The following is a 19,213-nucleotide window of genomic DNA, read 5'->3' as shown; positions in this document are numbered from 1 at the left end:
CTCCGGCGCGTCCCGGCTCAGCCCGCCGCGGCGACGCCGGCCTCGCCCATCGCGCCGATCCGCCCCAGCAGGTCGACGATCCGGGACTGGACGTCCTCGCTGGTCGAGCGCTCGGCGAGGAACAGCACGGTCTCGCCGGTGCGCAGCCGGGGCAGTTCGCGCGGGTCGAGGTCCACCGAGGTGTAGACCACGAGCGGGGTGCGGTGCAGCCGGTCGTTGGCGCGCAGCCAGTCCAGCAGGCCGACCCGGCGGCGGCGGATCTGGAACAGGTCCATCACCACCAGGTTGGGCTGGACGCTGCTGGCCCGGGCGACCGCGTCGTTCTCGTCCACCGCGTGCTCGACGTGCATGCCGCGCCGCTCCAGGCTGCTGATCATGGCGGCGGCGATGTCCGGATCGCCCTCGACCAGCAGCACCCGCGGGGCGTGGTGCTCGCCGTCGCGCGGGGCGAGGGCGCGCAGCAGCACGGCCGGGTCGGCGCCGTATGCGGCGTCCCGGGTGGCCTGGCCGAGGCCGGCGGTGACCAGTACCGGGATCCGGCTGTTGAGTGCCGCGGTGCGCAGCGACTGCAGCGCGGTCCGGGTGATCGGGCTGGTCAGCGGGTCGACGAAGAGCGCCGCCGGGAAGCCGGCGACCTGGGCGTCCACCTCCTCGCGGGAGCGGACGATCACCGGGAGGTAGCCGCGCGACTGGAGGGCCTGGCCGGTGGCCGGGTCGGGCTCGGGCCAGACCAGCAGCCGGCGGGTGTTGGCCAGTTCACCGGACGCGGGCTGCGGCCGCTCGGGGTCCGGGCGGTCGCTCCCGGCGGCCGGCAGTTCGGCCATCGGGCGCGGCGCGACCGGCGCGGGCGGCTGGGCCGGGAGGGCGGGCACCGGCGGGGTGCCGACCGGGGCGACGACCGGGCGCGGCGGGGTGAGTTCGGCCAGGCCGCTGCCGACCGGACGCGGCCCGGCCTGCTCCTCGGGGGCGGGCAGCGCGGGCCGGACGGGCTCCCGCGTGCCGCCGGGCTGCGGGGCGGAGGCTCCGGTCGGGGCGTCCGCGGCGGGCCCCGGTGGTACGGAGAGCCGCCGGCGGCGGCCGGTCGGCGCGGCGGCGGGCTCGGCCGGTACGGGCGCCGGACCGGCGGGCAGGGAGTGCTCCAGGCCGGGGTACACCGGGGCGTCACCCACACCGGGCAGGGTGAAGCCGCCCGAGGAGTCCTCGGCGGAGGGCAGGGCGCGGCGTCGGCGCGGCTTGGCCTCGGCGGCGTCCTCGGCGGGGGCTTCGCCGGGCTGGGCGGCGGCGTCGGCGGGCGCGGGGCCGAGCGCGAGCGGCTCCCGGCCGGCGGGCCGGTCCTGCTGCGGGCGCCCGCCCTCGACGGGCACGGCGTAGGCGGGGCCGGAACGGCCGTCGTCCTTGCCCCACGGGTCGCTCTGCGGCGTCTCCGGGGCGGCCAGGCCGCGGCGGCCGTACGCGGGGTCGTTCCCGGTGCCGTTCCACTGCTCGGGGACGGCCCGCTCCACCCGGGCGGGGGCGTTCGGCCACTGGTCGGCCGGGCCGGCCGGGGAGGTGGTGGTCCCGGGGGCCGGGGTCTCGGCGGCGGGGCGGCCGCGGCGCCCGCGGCGCTCGGCCGGGGGCTCCTCGGCGGGGGCCTGCTCGGCTTCGGGGGCACGGGCGGGCTGCTCCTCGCCCGGGCCGTCGGATCCGCCCGGACCGGCCGGGGCGCCGGGGGCGGCCGGGGTCTTCCCGCCGTCCCCGGCGGCGTCGCCGCTGCTGGGGAGCTGGGGGATGCCCGGCAGCTCGGGCAGGACGGCGCTGTCGTTCTCCTTGGGCCGGTCGGAGCGGCCCTCGGCGGACGCGCGCTCGGCGGCGGCCTTCGCGGCCACCGGGTCCAACGGCAGCTCGACCACGTACGTGGTCCCGGCCTTGCCGGGCAGCTCGTGCGGCTGGAGCACGCCACCGTGGCGCTCGACCGCCGCGCGGGCTATCGGCAGGTGGACGGGGCTGCCGCCGATGCCGGGGCCGCGGATCTCGACCCGGGCGACCTCGCCGCGCTGGGCGGCGGCCAGGACGACGGTCGGCGGTTCGGCGGGCGCGGCCGGGACGGGCGGGCCGCCGAGGCCGGGCGCGGTCAGCCCGGGGACGGCCAGACCGGGGGAGGGGACGGTGGGCGGGTCCAGCGAGAGGCCGGTGCCGCTGACGTCGGCGACCAGGTGGGCCAGCGCCTGGGCGAGCCTCCGCTCGTCGGCGATCACCTCGACCGCGGCGGCGTGCACCGAGAAGCGCACCCGGCCGGGGCCGACCAGCTCGCCGGCCTCCTCGACGGCCCGGCGCACCACCTCGTCCAGGCCGACCGGCACCCGCTGCGCGGCCTTGCCGTCCTTGCCGTCCTTCGCGTCCCTGCCCTCGGCCGGTCCGCTCTCGCCGCTCTCCGAGCGCTGGTGTTCGAGCACCCCGTCGATCAGCTTCCCGAACCGGCGGCACTCGTCGGCGAGCCGGCGCAGGGTCCAGTTGGCCTCCGGCCAGAGCTGCCCGGCCGGGTCGGCGGCGAGCCGCTCCAGCCGCTGGTTCAGCGCGTTCAGCGCACCGCCGAGCTCGCTCTCCAGGACGGCGGTGAGGTGCTCGTTGCGGGCGATCAGGGCGAGTTCGCGGCTGCGGTCGGTGAAGGTCATCACCGCGCCGACCAGCTGGTCGCCGTCGCGGACCGGGGCGGTGGTCAGGTCGACGGTGACCGGGCGGCCGTCCTTGCGCCAGAGCACGGTGCCGCGCACCCGGTGCTTGCGCCCGGAGGTCAGGGTGTCCAGCAGCGCGGACTCCTCCAGCGCCAGCGGGGTGCCGTCGGCCCGGGAGTGCTGGATCAGCGGGTGCAGCTCGCGCCCGCCCAGCTCGCTCGCCCGGTACTCCAGGATGTGCGCGGCGGCCGGGTTGACCAGCACGCAGCGGCCTTCGAGGTCCACGCCGAGCACGCCCTCGGCGGCGGCCCGCAGGATCATCTCGGTCTGCTTGTGCTGGCGGCGCAGCTCGGCCTCGACGCCCAGCCGCCCGGAGAGGTCGCGGACCAGCAGCAGGAGCAGGTCGGAGGCCGAGGAGGCCCGGGGGCCGTCGCGGTAGGGGTCGTACGGGGAGCGCCCGTAGCCGTCGCCGCCGCCGTCGGTGGCGAAGTCGTTGCCGGAGACCTCGACCGGGAAGGTCGTGCCGTCGGTGCGGTGGGCGGTCATCCGGACCGGGCGGTCGAGCGCGTCGCCGTCGCGGGTGGCCGGGCGCATCGACCCGGGGATGCGGCTGGGGTCGAACTCGGGCAGCAGGCCGAGCACGCCCATGCCGACCAGCGAGGTGCCCGGCGCCTGCAGCGCCTGGACCGCCGCGCTGTTGGCGTCCACGACGGTGCCGTTGCTGTTCACCAGCAACAACGCGTCGGGCAGGGCGTCGAGTATGGCGTCGAGGCGAGCAGCGCCTCGGATCGGCCTGCTGCTCACGTCGACAGGTCTCCTCGGCTCAGGGCAGCTCCTCCGGAGTCGGCAGTATCTCATTCTTCTTTGCGGCGGGGACGACCCGCCTAGTAACGTTGGCGGTGGTTGGTGCCGAACCCCACGGTTGTGGCATCATCACTGACACACGGAACGGGTCCGCTTCGCGCGGGTGCGGTCCATGTGGGGAGGCTTCGCCTAGTCCGGTCTATGGCGCCGCACTGCTAATGCGGTTTCGGGGTTATTCCTGATCGAGGGTTCAAATCCCTCAGCCTCCGCAGCCGGGAGCCCCGTCGACGATCTTGTCGGCGGGGCTCCTCTGCATGTCCGGGGCGTGATCACCGGCCGGCCCGGAGGGGCCGGATCAATCGATTTCGTCCTACGTCGCAGGTCATGTAATGTTGTCCACGCAACGCCCCGAGGACGACGGTCAGCAGGGCGAGCGCTCATAGCTCAACGGATAGAGCACTTGACTACGGATCAAGAGGTTGCAGGTTCGAATCCTGCTGAGCGCACCAAACTTCGCAAGATCGGGTTCGCCCGTTCCTTGCGCTCATAGCTCAACGGATAGAGCACTTGACTACGGATCAAGAGGTTGCAGGTTCGAATCCTGCTGAGCGCACCAGCGAGAAGCCCCCGGCCACCGGCCGGGGGCTTCTCCGTTTCCCCGGCCCCTGTTCCCTGGTCCCGGCTTCCCCGTGACGCGGGTCACCCCAGGTCGGTGCGGTTGATCCAGGGCACGTCCCGGCGGTCCAGGAACCAGTCCGAGCTGGTCAGCGGCCGGGCCCGGTTGAAGGTCAGCGGCGCCGGGTCGTGCCGGACCAGCCCCGGGGCGGCGCCCAGGGACCGGAGCAGTTCGGCGAGCTCGGCGACCAGCTCCGGAGGGCCGGAGAGGTGGACCTCCCAGCCGGTGAAGTCGCCGTGCCGGAGCAGTGTCCGCCGCAGCAGCGTGGTGGTCCCGCCCGGGCCCGCCGAGCGGTCGGGTACGGCCGTCAGCACCCGCAGCCGGGGATTGCGGACCAGTAACCGCCGCACCGTGTCCAGGTCGTACTGCGCGGCCGCCGAGCGGGCCGCCAGCAGCACGGTGGCCTCCCGCTCCGGCCGTTCGGCGGTGAGCTGTTCCAGCAGCGCCTTGGTCCGCCCCCAGCCGCTGCCCGCGGCGACCAGCAGCAGCGGCCGGTCCGGGCCGGGGGCGAGCACGGCCCCGCCGAGCGGCGGCCCGAGCCGCAGCAGTTCGCCGGGCATCACGTCCTCCACCAGGACGGGGCTCAGCAGGCCGCCGAGTACCCGCCGTACGTGCAGCTCCAGGCTGCCGTCCGGGCGCGGCGCGTTGGCGAGCGAGTACGACCGCCAGACCCGGGGCACCCGCGGGCTGCTGAGGGTGACGTACTGGCCGGCCGTGAAGGGGTACGGGCGCATCGGGGCGAGGGTGAGCACGACCAGGTCGGGGGCGGCCCGGCGGCGGGTGGCGACCTCGGTCTCCCACCAGGCCGGGTCCTGCGCGGGGAGGTCGTCGGCGGCCTCGATCATGATCCGGGCGATCGCGGCGTAGGCCTCGGTCCAGGCCTTCTCGGTCTCCGGCGTCCAGGAGTGGCCGGAGCACTGCCGCAGCGCGGCGATCAGGCTGTCCCCGACGGCCGGGTAGTGCTCGGGCGCGGCCTGGAACTTGCGGTGGTCGCGTCCGAGCGCCCGCAGGTACTCGGTGAGCCGGTCGGGCTCGTCCAGCCACCGCACGATCCTGGTGAGCGCGGCGAACAGCCGGTCGCGCTGCTCGTGCAGCTGGGCGGGGAAGAGCGGCCGCAGCCCGGGGTGGTGGCTGAACAGATGGGCGTAGAAGAAGGTGGTCAGGTTGTCGGCCCGGAGTTCGACGACGGCGAAGCTGGCGCGGATGACCGCGGGGTCGAAGGGCACCGGACCGCTCCCGGCTAGGCCGACCGGGCTTCGGTGAGCGCCGCGCAGACGGGGCCGCCGACCACCGCGTGGACGGCGAAACCGCGCTTGACGAGCACCGGGTCCATGGTCACGGGGACCGACTCTACTGAGCCGGTGGGTAATTCGAACAGGGCCTCTCGACGAATGGTCAGGTCGCGGCCGCGGGCGTCCGCCGAATCGTCGGAATTCTCGGCTGCCGGCCGTTCGGGTGGTCCGGCCGTTCGGGTCCCGTCCCTTGCCGACCCATGGAGCGAAGGCGGTCGTTCCGGGTGCGTCCCGGTCTGCTGCCCCGGGGGCTGCCGAACGGGTGGGACCCGGCCGGAACCACAGGTGTCGCGGGATGACCGGTCCGGGGTCGTGCTTCCGTTTTGTCGGATCTTGTGCCCGGAGTGCCCGTCACTCCGGCAGCCGACAGTGAAGGAGAGCCGGATGAGCCGACGGTTTCCCCGCACAGCAGCCGCCCTGGCCGTCCTCACGGTCGGGGCGCTGACCGGTTGGAACACCCCGCTCGCGGGGGCGAAGCAGTCCCCTGACGCCTGGTCGGCGGAGCACCGGGCGGTGCTGCCGTCCGGCCTCGCCGTCCAGCTCGACTTCGCGGCCGCGCCGGGGACGGCCGCCAGCGCCGAGCCGGGCCGCCTGGCCGACCGTTCCGGAGGGGGGTATTCCGCAACGGTGTACGCGGACGGAAAGCACCCCGGCGACCCGGCCCAGGCCTTCCGGATCACCCCCGACCGTCCGCAGGCGGACGGTTCCTGGCACACCGTCGGAACCCTCCGACTCGGCTTCTCCCAGCCGGTCCGCAATCCCCGGCTGCACCTCAGCGGTCTGGCCGCCGTGACCACCGGGAAAACCGGTACCACCAGCACCGCGGCCCGGCTCTCCCTCACCGGCGGCTCGCCCGCCGCCCCCACCCTGACCCGCCGCACCGACTGGACCGGCTGGACGGTCGACACCGACTCCCTCGCCCCCGCCGGGAGCGACGGCAGCTCCGACGGTGCCGCGGCCTCCGCCGCCCAGGGCACCCTGGAACTCACCGGAACCGTCCGCACCGCGGTGTTCCGGGTCGAGCAGCGCTCCACCGCCCGGAACGGGAGCACCACCGCCCCGCCCGCGCTGTTCCAGGCCTTCACCGTCACCGTGGACGAGGACCTCGGCACCGCGCCGCAGTCCTACGGCAACGCCTCGCACGTGGTCTCGGACCTCTTCCTGGGCGCCGACGCCACCACCCCGGGCCGCCGGGAGCGGCCCCGGGCCGGCGGCTCCGCGGACGACGGGCCGATGGTCGAGCTCGACCACGACGCCGTGCGGCGGGGCAACCCCTTCGCGAGCCCCGCCACCAGCCCGCCGCCGCCCGAGCGCCGGCCGGGCCGCGGCGAGTACCAGGGCGCCGACCCGGCGATCCGCTTCCCCGGCGAGGCCGCGATCGGCCACTACTACCGGCTCACCGTCCCGGTCGCGGTGGGCGGCCGGCCCGCGACCCTGGCCGGCTGGATCGACTTCGACCGCAACGGCCGGTTCGATCCCGCCGACCGGGTGCAGACCGAGATCCCGGCCGGAGCCGACACCGCGACCCTGGAGTGGACCGTGCCGCCCGGCGCCACCTCCGGCGAGACCTGGGCCCGGCTGCGGATCGGCCGCGAGACCAGCCAGCTCGTCCCCTCCGGCGGCTTCGCCGACTCGGGGCAGGTCTCCGACCAGCGGATCAGGCTCACCGTCGGTGCGGCGCGGCCCGAGATCGCCGATCCGGTCGACGGCGCCGTGCTGGCCGACGCCCGCCCGCGGATCCGCGGCGAGGGCGCGGTCCCGGGCGCCTCGGTGCAGGTCCGGGAGGGCGACGGCACGCTGTGCCGGGCCGAGGTCGGACGCGGCGGCGGCTGGTCCTGCCGGCCCGCCGACGCGCTCGCGGCCGGGGCGCACCGCCTGGCCGCGGTGGAGACCACCGGCGGGGGCGTCGAGCTGCACGGCGAGGCGGTCGAGGTCGCCGTGAAGACCACGCCGCCGGCCGCGCCCGTCCTCACCCTCCCCGCCTCCACCGACGACCCGGGGCTGCGGCTCACCGGCACCGGCGAGGCGGGCAGCACCGTCTCGGTCGCCGACCGGGCCACCTCCTCCGACCTGTGCAGCAGTTCCGTCCGGTCGGACGGCGCCTGGTCCTGCCTGCCGGTCGAGAACCTGGCGGACGGCAGCCACCGGCTCGCCCCGGTCGCGGTCGACGCGGCGGGGAACCGGACGGAGGGCCGGCCGGTCACCCTGGTGGTGGACACCGTGCCGCCGGACAGGCCGGTGCTCGGCCCGCCGACCCGGACGGCGGCCGGCCCGGCTCCGGCCACCCACTCAACGGCCGTGACAACGGCGGAGGTTGAGCCTGTCGCGAGTGCTGATCCGGCGGTGGGCGTGACGGCGTCGGCGGCGTCCTCGCCGAAGCCCTCCGGCCCGGCCGAGGCCCCGGAGGTGCGGCCCGTTCCGCCGGGGCTGCTGCCGGTCGCCGTCCCTCTGATGGTGCCGTTCGTGCCCGCGACCCCTGCCGACCCCGCCGACCCAGCCGCCGCGGCTCCGGCTCCGGCGCCGCGCAGTGCCGTTCCGTCCGCCGCCTCCGCCTCCGCCTCCGCCTCCGCCGTCGCTGAGCTGCTGCCGGCCACTTCGGTCGCTGACCAGGGTGGATCCGGAGCCGGCCGCGCCACCGTCCGGCCGCTGCCCGCACCGCCCGTCGAGGGGGCGGCGGCCGGACGGCCCAGGGAGTCCCGTTGGCACGGCCCGCTCGCCGGGACGCTGCTGGTGCTCGCCGGAATCGGGCTGATCACCCGCCGGGTGTTCGCCCCTGGATCCGGCGCGCGACGGCGCTGACCTGCCCGAACTGTCCCGATCACCCGCCCGTGTGCCTGCGCGTCAGGTGGACTTCGGACGATTCGTCAGTAAATGTCGACACACCTCGACTCAAATGTCGCATTTGATGACGTATGAACTTAGCCTGACTCTGGCACTGCCCGTCAGATCCGGGCCGCCCGTTGCGCGACACACCAGACCCAGAGGATCCGTGCATGGACGTCACCCGCGATTCTTCGCAGCGACCCGACAACCTGCCCAAGTCGTTCCCACCGGCCCAGCCGGAACGTTCCGCCTCCGGTGCCAGCCCGCTGGTCAAGGGCCCGGCCGTGAAGGCCGCCGGGCCGGCCGGCCCGGCCGACGGCGGGCCGGCGACCGCCTCGCTGGCCGTCGTCCCGGGCCCGTCCCCCGCCCGTTCCGCCGACCCGCGGGACCCGCTGGAGACGGCCTCCCCGGAGACCGTCGAACTCCCCGGGACCGGCCGACCGGGTGCTCCCGCAGCCGCCACCTCGCGCCGCCCCCCGCGGGCGGACCAGGCGGTCCGCGAGCACCCCGCCACCGCCGTGCCCGGCTGGGTCGCCCTGTCGGTCGTACTGCTCGGCCTGGCCGGGGCCGGGTACGTGCTGCTGCGCACCGGCGTGGTCCCGCACTGGGACGTGCTGCCCGACCTGCGCGACGCCGCCGCCCGGGACGGCGGCCGGGCCGAGGTGGACGCCCCGGTGGTCGCGGTGGTCGGCGCGGCCGGCCTGCTGGTGGTGTTCGCGCTGGCCGGTCTGCTGGCCAACGCGGGCGGCGAGACCCGGGTGCTGACCCGCTGGGGCCGCTACCGGGGCACGGTGCGCAGGACCGGGCTGGTGTGGGTCAACCCGCTGCTGCGCCGCCGCCGGGTCGACGTGCGGCTGCGGCACTGGCGCAGCGAGCCGGTCAAGGTGGTCGACCGCACCGGCACCCCGATCGTCGTCCGGCTGCTGATCGTCTGGCGGGTCAAGGACACCGCGCGGGCGCTGCTGGCGATCGCGGACCACGAGAGCTACCTGCGGGAGCAGGTCCAGGCGGTGCTCACCCGCACCGCGTCCACCCTGCCGTGCGACAGCAACTCGGCGCCCGGCCCCGCGCTGCGCGACGGTCAGTGGTTCGCCGACGAGATGACCCGGGCGCTGGTCGCCGAAGCCGCCCCGGCGGGACTGGAGGTCTACTCGGTGCAGCCGCTGGCGCTGGACTACGCGCCCGAGGTGGCCGAGTCGATGCGCCGCCGCCGGCTGGCCGACCTCGACGCGGGCCTGCGGACCGTGCTGGTCGACGACGCCGTGGAGGCGGCGGCGCTGGCCGTCCGCCGACTGGAGCGCGCGACCGCGCACGAACTGGACGAGGCCGCCCGCAGCGCGCTGATGGAGCAGCTGCTGGTCGCCTTCGTCGCCCCGGCCGGAGTGGCCGCTTCGGTACCGCCCCCGGCCGCACGTGCCGGGCGGAAGGAAGGACGACCCGCATGAGGATAGCCACCGGCGCGTACGCCGAACCCGACACCGGTCTCGACGCCGACTCCGGTCTGATCGGCTTCGAGGAGCGCCTCGGCAGCATCCCCGCGATCACGGGCTGCGGCTGCCCGAACTGCGCCGCCCGGCCGCGCACCGCCCGGCCCGCCGCGGCGGGCGGGGGAAGCCGAATACACCGGGCCGTGCGGGGCACCTGCCTGGCCACCACCGTGCTGGCGGGCGCCGGCGTGGTCGGCCTGACGGCCGGGGCCGGTTCCGCGCACGCCGCGGCCGGCAAGCAGGGCTGGGACGGTTCGAGGTACTGGTTCAGGAACGGCGCCGGTGAGTGGCGCTGGACCAGCCACTACGACGTCTACCTCAGCCGCACCGGCCGGTCCGGCGGTGTCGCCGGCTCCGGCGCCGAGCCCGCCTCGAACGGCCCGGCCTCCTCCGGGGGCCTGCGCCAGGGCTGGGACGGTTCGAGGTACTGGTTCAGGAACGGCGCCGGTGAGTGGCGCTGGACCAGCCACTACGACGTCTACCTCAGCCGCACGGGTCAGTCCGGCGGTGGTTCCGGCCAGACCGCCGAGCGGCCGGACAGCGGTTCGTCCTCGGGCGGCACGGCGTCCTCCGGGAGCACGGAGTCGGCCATCGACTACGCGCTCGCCCAATTGGGCAAGCCGTACGTCTGGGGCGGCGACGGCCCGTCCGGCTACGACTGCTCCGGGCTGGTCCAGCAGGCCTACCGGCGCAGCGGGATCAGCCTGCCGCGGGTGGCCGACGACCAGTACGCGGCGACCACGCCGATCAGCGCGGGGCAGCTGCGCCGCGGTGACCTGGTGTTCTGGTCGGACAGCGGGCGGGCCTCGGGGATCCACCACGTGGGGATGTACCTGGGCGGCGGCAAGTTCGTGGAGGCGCCGCGGCCGGGCAAGACCGTCCGGATATCGACGTTCAGCCCGGGCTACTACCCGACCCACTTCGGGCGGCCGTAGCCGCGGAGCGGCCGGGCCCCGACAGCGCGCCGCTGTCGGGGCCCGGTCGTGTGCTCAGGCGGAGGCCGCCGGCCGCCGCGTAGGCGTCCAGCACGGCGAAGGACTGCTGTTCGTCGGCCGTCCAGCCGAAGACGTTGCCGCCGAGGGAGAGCGGGTGGACGGACAGGTCGGAGGTGCCGAGGCGGACCCGGCTGTGGTTTACGGTGGTCATGCCCGCAGTCAACCCGCTTGCGCGGCAGCGCGTTCCGTCGGTCACGCGGATTTCACGAGCCTGTCGCGCCGCCGTCGCACGCTCGGGTGGTCCGCGGGCCGGGGGAGGGTCCGGGGTGTGCCTGAGGTGGGCGGATTCGTTAGAGTCCGTGCCATGGCTGACAACGACTACGACCCCGCCGGTAGCACCCAGATGTTCCGGGCGTTCGTCGACGAGAGCCCGGCGCGTCAGGCACCGGGTTCCGTCTCCACCTACGGCAGCAGCAAGAGCGGCAGTCGCACCGGCGTGATCGCGCTGGTCGCCGTCGTCGCCCTGGTCGTCCTGGGCGCCGTCGTCTGGCTGGCGGTCAAGTGACCCCCGCGCGGGTGGCTCCGGTCCGAGCCACCCGCGCGACGGGAGAGTCCGTCCTCAGCAGGGCTTGCGCCACGCGTTGAGGTCGAGCTTCTTCTGCATCGAACTGAAGCCGAGCGCCTTGGTCCTGGCGCAGAACTGGTCCGTGTCGAGCTTGTACTCGACGTGGAAGACCGCCTTGCCCGCCTTGACGAAGGGGGCGACCCGGTCGCACTCGTCGAACTGCGAGCACTCCTCGTTGACCGCGAAGTCGAAGTCCGGCAGCAGCGCGGGGATCTGGTCCAGGTCGTTCTTCAGGCCGATGGCCAGGCCGCGGTCGTGCGCGAGCTTCGCCAGCATGCGGTTGTAGGCGAGCTGGTCGTCAGGGGTGAGCGGGAAGCCGCTGTTCTGGTTGTAGGCCTCGATGGTGTCCGGCTCGATGGCGTCGAAGCCCTTGCTCCTGCACATGTCGAAGCGGACCGCCATCAGCGGCTTCAGCTGGTCGAGCTTGCGGATGTCGAACCACTTCTCGCCCTTCCAGCCGGTGTCCGAGCCCTGCAGGGCCTTGGCGAAGGCGGCGGAGTCGGGGCGGAAGTCCTCCCAGGAGCCGGCGTTGATGTAGCAGATCACCTTGCGGCCCTTGGCGTGCAGCGCGGCGACCACCGAGGCGTCGTTCTCGAAGCCGTCGATGTCGTAGACCGGTACGTCCACCGACTGGTCGACGGGGCCGCTGCCGAGCTGCCACTGCCAGGCCAGGCCCGGGGTGGGCTGCCAGCGGGTGCCGGTCGACGGCTGGCCGGTGGCGCCGGGCGGGGTGGTGGTGCCCGGGGTGCCGGGGGCGGTGGTGGTGCCCGGGGCCGAGGCGGTGCCGGTGGCGCCGGGTGTGCCGGGTGTGCCGGGGGTGGCGGAGCCGTCGCCGGGGGTGCTCGGCGCGGTGGCCGCGGGCGAGTTGCTCGGGGTGCCGTCGGCCGGGTCCTGGTCGTCCTCCGAGCCCGAGCTGCTGCACGAGCTGACCAGCAGCGCGGTGACGGTGGCGAAGGCTATGGCGGCCGGCAGCAGCCGGGTGCGGCGGTTCACGGTAGTCGAACTCCGGATCGGGTCAGGTCAGTTCAGCGGCGGTGAGGCCGTGGGGCAGGGTGCGCCAGGGGTTCTCCCCGGCGCCCGGTACGGCACAGCCGACGCCGGCTCGCCGGGCGGCGATCAGTGCGGAGGCGTCCCGGGCGGACTCGGCCGGGACGTCGTAGACCAGGTGGCAGAAGCGGGAGGCCGCGTGGCGGCCGGTCCACAGCGGCAGGGTCATCGCGCGGTACGCGTCCCAATCGCCCTCGAAGGTGACCAGCAGGTCGGCGAGGCCGACCTCGGCGTACCCGGGGTCGGGGTGCTCGCCGTGGCCGAACACCACGGTGACACAGCCGGCCGCCCGGGCGGCCGTCGCCAGCCGCCGGTAGTGCGCCAGCGCGCCCGGGTGGGTGGCGACCTGGTCGAGGTACACGCCGGTGATGCCGTGTCGCTGACGGTACGTCAGGATGTCGGCGACCACGGCCGCGTGCGGCCTGCGGCCGTAGTCGGTGTCGGCGTAGCCCACCAACGGCAGCCCGGCCGCCCGGAGTTCCTCGGCCGCGTCGGCGAAGACGTGGTCCGGCACCTCGCCGGGACCGTCCGCGAGGTTGAGCACCACGGCGGCGATCCGGGCGGGGTCGGCGGCGGCGACCGCCCGCCAGGCCGCCGGGTCCACCGCGGGGTGGACGTACAGCGGCACCAGCAGGCGGCCGTCGGGGGTGGTCCCGGCCGTCATGCGACCACCGGGGTCGGCGTGGGCGCGGCGGTGTCGAGCCACAGGTCGCGCAGGGTGTCGGCGAGGACCGTCTCCGGGTGCCAGCCGAGTTCCCGGGCGGCGGCCGACACGTCGGCCTGCTGCCAGGAGACCCCGGCCGAGCGCTCGGAGCCCGCCCCGCTCTCGTCGATCCGGCCGGTGAAGCCGGACGCGGCGACCAGTCCGTCGGCGATCGCCCGGACCGGCTGGGCCCGCCCGGAGGCGAGGTTGAGCACCCGGGGGAGCGGACGGTCGGCGGCGACGGCCAGGCCGACCGCCTTGGCGACGTCCCGGGCGTCCACGAAGTCCCGGTAGGCGGAGAGGTCCCCGACCGTGACCACGCCGTCGGCGCCCTCGGGCGCCACCCGGCGCAGCTCGGCCGCCAGCCGGCCGGGCAGCGAGCCCGCCGGGGCTCCCGGGCCGACCGGGTTGAACACCCGCAGCACCACCGCGTCCAGCGGGGAGCCCGCCACCGCGAGGGAGCCGGCCAGCTTGGTCGCGCCGTACACGCCGACCGGGCGGGCGTCGGCCTGCTCGGTCAGGGACTCGCCCTGCGCGCAGACGCCGTACTCGCCGGCCGAACCGATGTGCACCAGACGGGCCTTCGGGGCGCACAGGGAAAGCGCCTCGCAGAGCACCGCCGGACCACGGGCGTTCACCTCGGCGAGCTTGACCGCGCTGCCGGCCACCGCGCCGGCGAAGTTGACCACCACGTCGGGGGCCAGCGCGGCGAGTTCCTCGCCGAGCGGGCCGGCCTGGGCGGTGCCCAGGTCCAGCCGGAGGTCGTGAGCGGGCCGTCGGCCCGCGGTCAGCACGGTGGCCCCGGGCAGTGACCGCAGGACGGCGGCGGCGTGACGGCCCAGGAAGCCGTCGCCGCCGAGCAGCAGGATTCTCACGCGGCCCGTCCGTCGCTCTCGGCACCCGCGGCGGCGGGCTCCTCGGCCGTGTCGTCCGGGGCGGTGCGGGCGGCCGGGACCGGCAGCTCCGCGACGCCCGGCAGGGTGGCGGCCGACTCGAAGGGCATCAGGACCGGGCGGATCGACGAGAACTCGGCGTTCGCCCGGTCGTAGTCGTCCGGGCGGCCGATGTCCAGCCAGTAGCCGTCGAAGTCGTAGGCGGCGGGCGGGGTGTCGGCGGCCAGCAGGTCGAGCACCAGCTCGTCGAAGCCCAGCGGCAGGCCGGGGGTGTACTTGGCGAGCGCGGCGCGGGAGACGCCGTACACGCCCATCGAGACCCGGTAGTCGATGCGGGGCTTCTCCTGGAAGCCGGTGACGGTGCCGGAGTCGGTGGTCAGCACACCGAAGTCGATCTTCACCTGACGGGCGTAGGTGGCGATGGTCAGCGGGGCGCCGGACGTCTCGTGGTGCCGGAGCACCCCGCCGAAGTCCAGGTCGGTGAGGATGTCGCCGTTCATCACCAGGAAGTGCTCCGGCAGCCGGTCCTGCATGGTGAGCAGCGGGCCCATGGTGCCGAGCGGGCTGTCCTCGACGGCGTAGCCGACCCGGAGCCCCCACTGCGAGCCGTTGCCGACGTAGGCGCGGATGATGTGGCCCAGGTGGCCGATGGCAAGGGTGACGGTCTTGAAACCCGCGGCTGCGAGCTGGCGCATCACGATCTCCAGGATCGCGTGCTGGTCGCCGATCGGGACGAGCGGCTTGGGAAGCGCGGTGGTGTACGGGCGGAGGCGGACGCCCTTGCCACCGGCCAGGATCACTGCGTGCATGGTGTTTCCCCCACGGAAAGGATGTGTAGGACACGAATCCCGGATACCAGGACGAGCATGATCGTTACGGCGGTCAGACGTTGTAGATGTCGGTCTTGTAGCGCGCCAGGTTGGCCGGGTCGCGGAAGAACTCGATGGTCTGCTCCAGGCCCTGCTCCAGGCTGAACATCGGCGCCCAGCCGGTGGCCTCGCGCAGCCGGGTGGCGTCCGCGACCAGGCGCATGACCTCGGAGTTGGTCGGGCGGATGCGCTGCTCGTCCTCCTTCACCAGCAGGTCGACGCCCATCAGCTTGCCGACCAGGGTGACCAGGTCGCCGACCGAGATCTCGCCGCCGGTGCCGGCGTTGAAGGTCCGGCCGACCACCGTCCCGGCGGGCGCGGTGCCCACCGTGCGGAAGGCGTTGGCGGTGTCCTTGACGAACATGAAGTCGCGGGTCGGGCGCAGGTCGCCGAGGGTGATCTCGGTCTGGCCGGCCGCCACCTGGGCGATCACGGTCGGGATGACGGCGCGCATCGACTGGCGCGGGCCGAAGGTGTTGAACGGGCGCAGGGTGACGACCGGGGTCTCGAAACTGGCGTGGTAGCTGTCGGCCAGCCGGTCCCCGCCGGCCTTGGAGGCGGCGTACGGGGACTGGGTGTTGATCGGGTGGTCCTCGGTGATCGGCACGGTCTGCGCGGTGCCGTAGGTCTCGCTGGTGGAGGTGTGCACCAGGCGCGGGATCTCCAGGTGGCGCACCGCCTCCAGCACGTTCAGGGTGCCGGTGACATTGGTGTCCACGTACGAGTGGGGCGCGCGGTAGGAGTACGGGATCGCGATCAGGGCGGCCAGGTGGTACACCGCCTCGGTGCCCTTGACCAGGCCGTTGACCGAGCCCGGGTCCCGGACGTCGCCGAGGACGATCTCGACCGAGTCCAGCACCTCCTCGGAGAGGGTCTCCAGCCAGCCGAAGGAGGAGAAGGAGTTGTACTGGACCATCGCGCGGACGTGGTGCCCGTCGGCGACCAGGGTCTCGACGAGGTGGGAGCCGATGAAGCCCTCGGCTCCGGTAACCGCGACGCTGCTCATGCGGATTCGCTTTCTCGATTTCGGGGGAGCGGCCGGGTGTCCCGTGACAGCCGGCCGGTGGTGTTCTCGGTGGGGACTGGACCTCAGCGGAGCCGAGGTGTCAGCGGTGTTGGGTGGTGCGGCCGAGCGCGGGCCCGGCGGTGGCGGTGAGGACGAGTGCGGCCGCCCCGCAGCCGATCAGCTGCAGGACGATCGGGTCCGCACCGGTCAGCAGCCCGACGCTCTCGGCGACCGCGGCGGCCAGACAGATGAGGGCGGTGCTCCAGCTGAACCCGAAGGCGTTCAGCAGCAGCGCCAGCCAGAGCGAGCCGCCCAGGAGCAGCATCGCGCCGAGCTGCGGCACGCCGAGCGACGGGGCGCCCGGCCACAGCACGGTCGCGGCCGCGTCCAGCGCGGCCACGGTGGTGAGGTAGATGAACAGGCAGCCGAGCAGGATCCCGCCGGTGCGGCGGGCGAACTGCCCGGTGGTGTGGCTGGTGCGCAGTGCGGCCACGGCCATCGCCCGGTAGCGGAACAGCAGCCACTCGGCGAGGCCGAGACTGAGTGTCAGCGCGATCATGGCGGGGCCGGTCGGGGTGGTCTTCGCCCCGGCCGCGGGGTGGGTGTGCCCGGGGTGGGCGTGCACCACGTGGGAGGCGGTGTGCACGGCCTGGTGGATGGTCTCGCCGAGGCCGGCGATCAGGGTGAGCGCGCCGCAGGCCAGTCCGAACAGCAGGTGCGGGACCTCCTGGCGGATCGGCAGCCTGAGCTGCACGCCGTCCCGTTCGCCGCCGCGGGCCGCGACCAGCAGCTCCCGGACGGCCAGGCCGACCGCCAGCGCCACCGAGGCGAGCAGCACCGCCGTACGGACCAGCTCCGGGACGTCGACCGCCAGCACCACGCCCGCGCCGACCGAGGCCGGGGCGAGCGCCAGCAGCAGGAACTTCTCCCGCCCGAGCACCAGCAGCACGGTGGCCGCGCCCAGGTAGCAGGACTGCCCCGCGGCGAACCACAGGGCGCCGAGCGGCCCGCCGACCACGTACGCGGCGGCGGAGGCCAGCAGCGCGCCGATCGGCGCGCCGATCGCCAGGCAGACCGCGGCCTCCCGGCGGCGCAGCCGGCCCAGCCAGCGGTAAGCGCGGTGCGCCAGTGCCTGGTTGAAGCCCCAGCTGACCAGCGTGGCGATGGACAGCGCGAGCATGCCCGAGGGCAGGCCGAAGCGCATCCGGGTGGTCGCGAACAGGTTGGCGCCGAGCAGGTAGCCCAGCCCGGGCAGGGCGAACACCAGGCCGCGCACCACGCAGCGCCAGGGATCCGCCCGCCAGGGATTGGCGAACTCGGAGCTCGGGCCGGGGTAGCGGCGCTCGACCTTCTCGAACAGCTCCTCGGCGACGGTGAAGGCGTCGGGGCGGCCGTACAGCAGGGCGGCCTGCTCGTCGGAGAGGCCGTCGGACTCCAGGAAGGCCGCGATCTCGTACGGGTGGACGGCGTCGGCGCAGATGTCGCGCAGGCGCTCGGCGAGCTCGTCCAACGGGTCGTCGGAGAGGCCGAGCTGCTCCGTGGGGTCGGGCTCGACGGGCGGGGCGGGGCGGCGGCGCTTCAGCGGCAGGGTGCGCAGCTGCACCGTCCGCTCCGCGCCGCCCTCGTCCGGAACGAGACGTATGGGACCACTCATGCGGCCACCTCCCGGGACGCGCCCCTGTTGACGGTTCGCTCGCTCCGCCCGCTCACGCGCCCACCTCGCTGGGCCGGGGCTGTGCGGCGGTCAGCTGCGGTTCCCAGTCGGGGCTGGGGACCTCGTCGGTGACGGCGACCATTCCGCCGGGCATCCAGCGCGAGGTGCCCAGGAGCTCGGTGTAGATGCCCCGGAAACCGTCGATGTTCTGGCGGAGCGTGAACTGCTCGATGACCCGCAGCCGGGCGCCCTCGCCGAGCCGGGCGCGCCGGGCGGGGTCGCGCAGCAGCTCGATCGCGGCGGCCGCCATCGGCTCGGGCTCGCGCGGCGGGACGACCAGTCCGGTGTCGCCGACCGCCTCGCGCACGCCGCCGACGTCCGTCGAGACGGTCGCGCGGCCGCAGGACATGGCCTCGATCAGGGTGAACGGGAAGCCCTCGCTGATGCTGGAGAGCATCACCACGTTGCCAGCCGCGTACGCGTCGGTGATGTCGGCGACGCGGCCCTCGAAGGCCACCGAGTCGGCTATGCCGAGCTCGGCGGCCAGGGCTATGCAGCCGTCCCGGTACGCCTCGCCGCCCTTGGGGGTGCCCCCGAAGAGCCGCAGCCGCGCCTCGGGGATCTCTCGGTGGACGATGGCGAAGGCCCGGATCAGCGTCTCCAGGTCCTTGATCGGGTCGACCCGGCCGGCCCAGCTGAGGGTCGGCGTCTCGGGCTCGGGGCCGGCGGGCGGGAAGGCCGCCGGGTCCACGCCGTTGTAGACGGTGCGGATGTGGGTGGAGGGGGTGCCGCCGCGCTCCTCCCAGCGCCGGTTGTACCGGTTGCCGGGGGTGACCAGCGCGGCCCGCCGGTAGCTCTCCTCGGCGAGCATCCGGTAGAAGCCGAGCAGCAGCGCCTTGACCGGCCAGCGGTACGGGCCGGTGCGGTAGCCGAGGTAGCGCTCGCGCAGGTAGATGCCGTGCTCGGTGAGCAGGAATGGTACGCCGTACTGCTGGGCGGCGATCAGCCCGGGCAGGGTGGCGAGGCCGCCGCTGGCCGCGTGGGCGACGCCGTCGGTGGGCGGGTCGACCGAGAGCGGCCGCAGCGCGTGCTCCAGCAGGTCGGTGGCGTTCAGCGCGTCGTGCAGGGTGGGCCGGGACACCGCGGTGGGCAGGTAGTCGCGGGTCCACACGTGCTGGAGGGTGCGCAGGGCGCGCTCGCTGCGCAGCGCCGGGCTGAGCAACCCGCGCCGGGCGAGGTCGGCGAAGCCGTACAGCTCGGTGCCGAAGTGGGTGGTGTAGACCGGGTCGAGGATGGAGTGCAGGAAGCGCTCGTACGCGTTGAGGAAGCGCCGCATCTCCTTGCCGCGCGGCGCGCGGGCCTCCGAGGCGGGACCCCACAGCGGTGCGGTGGTGACCGACCGCACGTTGGCGGGCAGCTCCCAGGCCAGTGCTTCCTGGCCGGTCCCGGTGACGGCGATGATGTCGAAGTCGACGTCCGGCATGCCCTGAACGAGCTGGTCGCACCAGACGCTCACGCCGCCGTGCTGGTGCGGGTACGTCCCCTCGGTGAGCAGGGTGACGCGCATCTCCTGTCCCCCTCCTGTTCTTGCGTCGTTTGTCCGGCCTGGGTGGCCGGAGCGGGAGCCGTGGGGGGGGGGGGGGGGGGGCCCCCCCCCCCCCCCCCCCCCGGGGGTTAAGTTTTAACCAATACCGGGGGGGGGGGGGCCGTTTCCCTGAAAGCCGGCCATGCCCGCCCCCCGCTATACC

At 74.7% G+C, this 19,213-nt stretch carries 13 protein-coding genes, 3 tRNA genes and 1 pseudogene; 7 read left to right on the top strand and 10 right to left on the bottom strand.

Features of this window, described 5'->3' with window-relative positions; genetic code table 11:
- Positions 1 to 17: 17 nt before the first annotated feature.
- A complete protein-coding gene (locus tag ACZ6Z8_RS35670) occupies positions 18 to 3,455 on the bottom strand; it encodes a hybrid sensor histidine kinase/response regulator (RefSeq protein WP_465614154.1) in 3,438 nt (1,145 codons plus the stop codon).
- A gap of 178 nt (positions 3,456 to 3,633) precedes the next feature.
- Here ACZ6Z8_RS35670 and ACZ6Z8_RS35665 point away from each other — a divergent pair.
- From ACZ6Z8_RS35665 to ACZ6Z8_RS35655, 3 genes are all read left to right on the top strand, one after another.
- Positions 3,634 to 3,724, top strand: a tRNA-Ser gene (locus tag ACZ6Z8_RS35665).
- Between the two features lie 164 nt (positions 3,725 to 3,888).
- A tRNA-Arg gene (locus ACZ6Z8_RS35660) sits at positions 3,889 to 3,964 on the top strand.
- A gap of 31 nt (positions 3,965 to 3,995) precedes the next feature.
- Positions 3,996 to 4,071, top strand: a tRNA-Arg gene (locus tag ACZ6Z8_RS35655).
- 83 nt (positions 4,072 to 4,154) lie between these two features.
- Here ACZ6Z8_RS35655 and ACZ6Z8_RS35650 read toward each other — a convergent pair.
- Positions 4,155 to 5,357 carry a globin domain-containing protein gene (locus ACZ6Z8_RS35650; RefSeq protein ID WP_465614153.1) on the bottom strand — a complete coding sequence of 401 codons (1,203 nt, stop codon included), beginning with the start codon at positions 5,355 to 5,357 and terminating at the stop codon, positions 4,155 to 4,157.
- Between the two features lie 450 nt (positions 5,358 to 5,807).
- Here ACZ6Z8_RS35650 and ACZ6Z8_RS35645 point away from each other — a divergent pair, with 450 nt between their 5' ends.
- The 3 genes from ACZ6Z8_RS35645 to ACZ6Z8_RS35635 all read left to right on the top strand — a co-directional run bounded on the left by ACZ6Z8_RS35645 (position 5,808) and on the right by ACZ6Z8_RS35635 (position 10,668).
- A complete protein-coding gene (locus ACZ6Z8_RS35645; RefSeq protein ID WP_465614152.1) occupies positions 5,808 to 8,222 on the top strand; it encodes an Ig-like domain-containing protein in 2,415 nt (804 codons plus the stop codon).
- 194 nt (positions 8,223 to 8,416) lie between these two features.
- The gene (locus ACZ6Z8_RS35640) at positions 8,417 to 9,691 is read left to right on the top strand and encodes an SPFH domain-containing protein (RefSeq protein WP_465614151.1); all 1,275 of its coding nucleotides are present in this window, start codon (positions 8,417 to 8,419) and stop codon (positions 9,689 to 9,691) included.
- Positions 9,688 to 10,668 (top strand): C40 family peptidase, encoded by a 981-nt coding sequence (locus tag ACZ6Z8_RS35635; protein ID WP_465614150.1) that lies wholly within the window; start codon positions 9,688 to 9,690, stop codon positions 10,666 to 10,668. The genes ACZ6Z8_RS35640 and ACZ6Z8_RS35635 overlap by 4 nt, the downstream gene beginning before the upstream one ends.
- Here ACZ6Z8_RS35635 and ACZ6Z8_RS35630 read toward each other — a convergent pair.
- Positions 10,628 to 10,879 carry a hypothetical protein gene (locus ACZ6Z8_RS35630; RefSeq protein ID WP_465614191.1) on the bottom strand — a complete coding sequence of 84 codons (252 nt, stop codon included), beginning with the start codon at positions 10,877 to 10,879 and terminating at the stop codon, positions 10,628 to 10,630. The genes ACZ6Z8_RS35635 and ACZ6Z8_RS35630 overlap by 41 nt on opposite strands.
- 153 nt (positions 10,880 to 11,032) lie before the next feature.
- Between ACZ6Z8_RS35630 and ACZ6Z8_RS35625 the strand changes: the two genes are divergently transcribed.
- The gene (locus ACZ6Z8_RS35625) at positions 11,033 to 11,233 is read left to right on the top strand and encodes a hypothetical protein (protein ID WP_380417516.1); all 201 of its coding nucleotides are present in this window, start codon (positions 11,033 to 11,035) and stop codon (positions 11,231 to 11,233) included.
- Between the two features lie 54 nt (positions 11,234 to 11,287).
- On the opposite strand, the gene ACZ6Z8_RS35620 is transcribed toward ACZ6Z8_RS35625, so the two are convergent.
- The 7 genes and pseudogenes from ACZ6Z8_RS35620 to pelF form a co-directional block, all read right to left on the bottom strand.
- Positions 11,288 to 12,286, bottom strand: coding sequence for an endo alpha-1,4 polygalactosaminidase (locus ACZ6Z8_RS35620; RefSeq protein WP_465614149.1), 999 nt, complete (start codon positions 12,284 to 12,286; stop codon positions 11,288 to 11,290).
- A 22-nt stretch (positions 12,287 to 12,308) separates the two neighbouring features.
- A complete protein-coding gene (locus tag ACZ6Z8_RS35615; protein WP_465614148.1) occupies positions 12,309 to 13,004 on the bottom strand; it encodes a spherulation-specific family 4 protein in 696 nt (231 codons plus the stop codon).
- Positions 13,001 to 13,918, bottom strand: coding sequence for an NAD-dependent epimerase/dehydratase family protein (locus ACZ6Z8_RS35610; RefSeq protein ID WP_465614147.1), 918 nt, complete (start codon positions 13,916 to 13,918; stop codon positions 13,001 to 13,003). Before ACZ6Z8_RS35610 ends, ACZ6Z8_RS35615 begins: the two co-directional genes overlap by 4 nt.
- Positions 13,919 to 14,043: 125 nt before the next feature.
- Positions 14,044 to 14,745, bottom strand: a pseudogene (locus ACZ6Z8_RS35605) (nucleotidyltransferase family protein); the annotation flags it as partial.
- A 73-nt stretch (positions 14,746 to 14,818) separates the two neighbouring features.
- The gene (locus ACZ6Z8_RS35600) at positions 14,819 to 15,811 is read right to left on the bottom strand and encodes an SDR family NAD(P)-dependent oxidoreductase (protein ID WP_465614146.1); all 993 of its coding nucleotides are present in this window, start codon (positions 15,809 to 15,811) and stop codon (positions 14,819 to 14,821) included.
- Between the two features lie 100 nt (positions 15,812 to 15,911).
- Positions 15,912 to 17,465 (bottom strand): hypothetical protein, encoded by a 1,554-nt coding sequence (locus ACZ6Z8_RS35595; RefSeq protein WP_465614145.1) that lies wholly within the window; start codon positions 17,463 to 17,465, stop codon positions 15,912 to 15,914.
- 52 nt (positions 17,466 to 17,517) lie between these two features.
- Complete coding sequence (pelF, locus tag ACZ6Z8_RS35590) at positions 17,518 to 19,032, bottom strand: GT4 family glycosyltransferase PelF (protein WP_465614144.1); 1,515 nt, start codon at positions 19,030 to 19,032, stop codon at positions 17,518 to 17,520.
- Positions 19,033 to 19,213: the final 181 nt, after the last annotated feature.

It is taken from the genome of Kitasatospora sp. NPDC101108 (assembly GCF_055584725.1).
The sequence above is the reverse complement of the archived record's forward strand: the minus strand, read 5'-3'. Positions and strand labels throughout refer to the sequence as shown.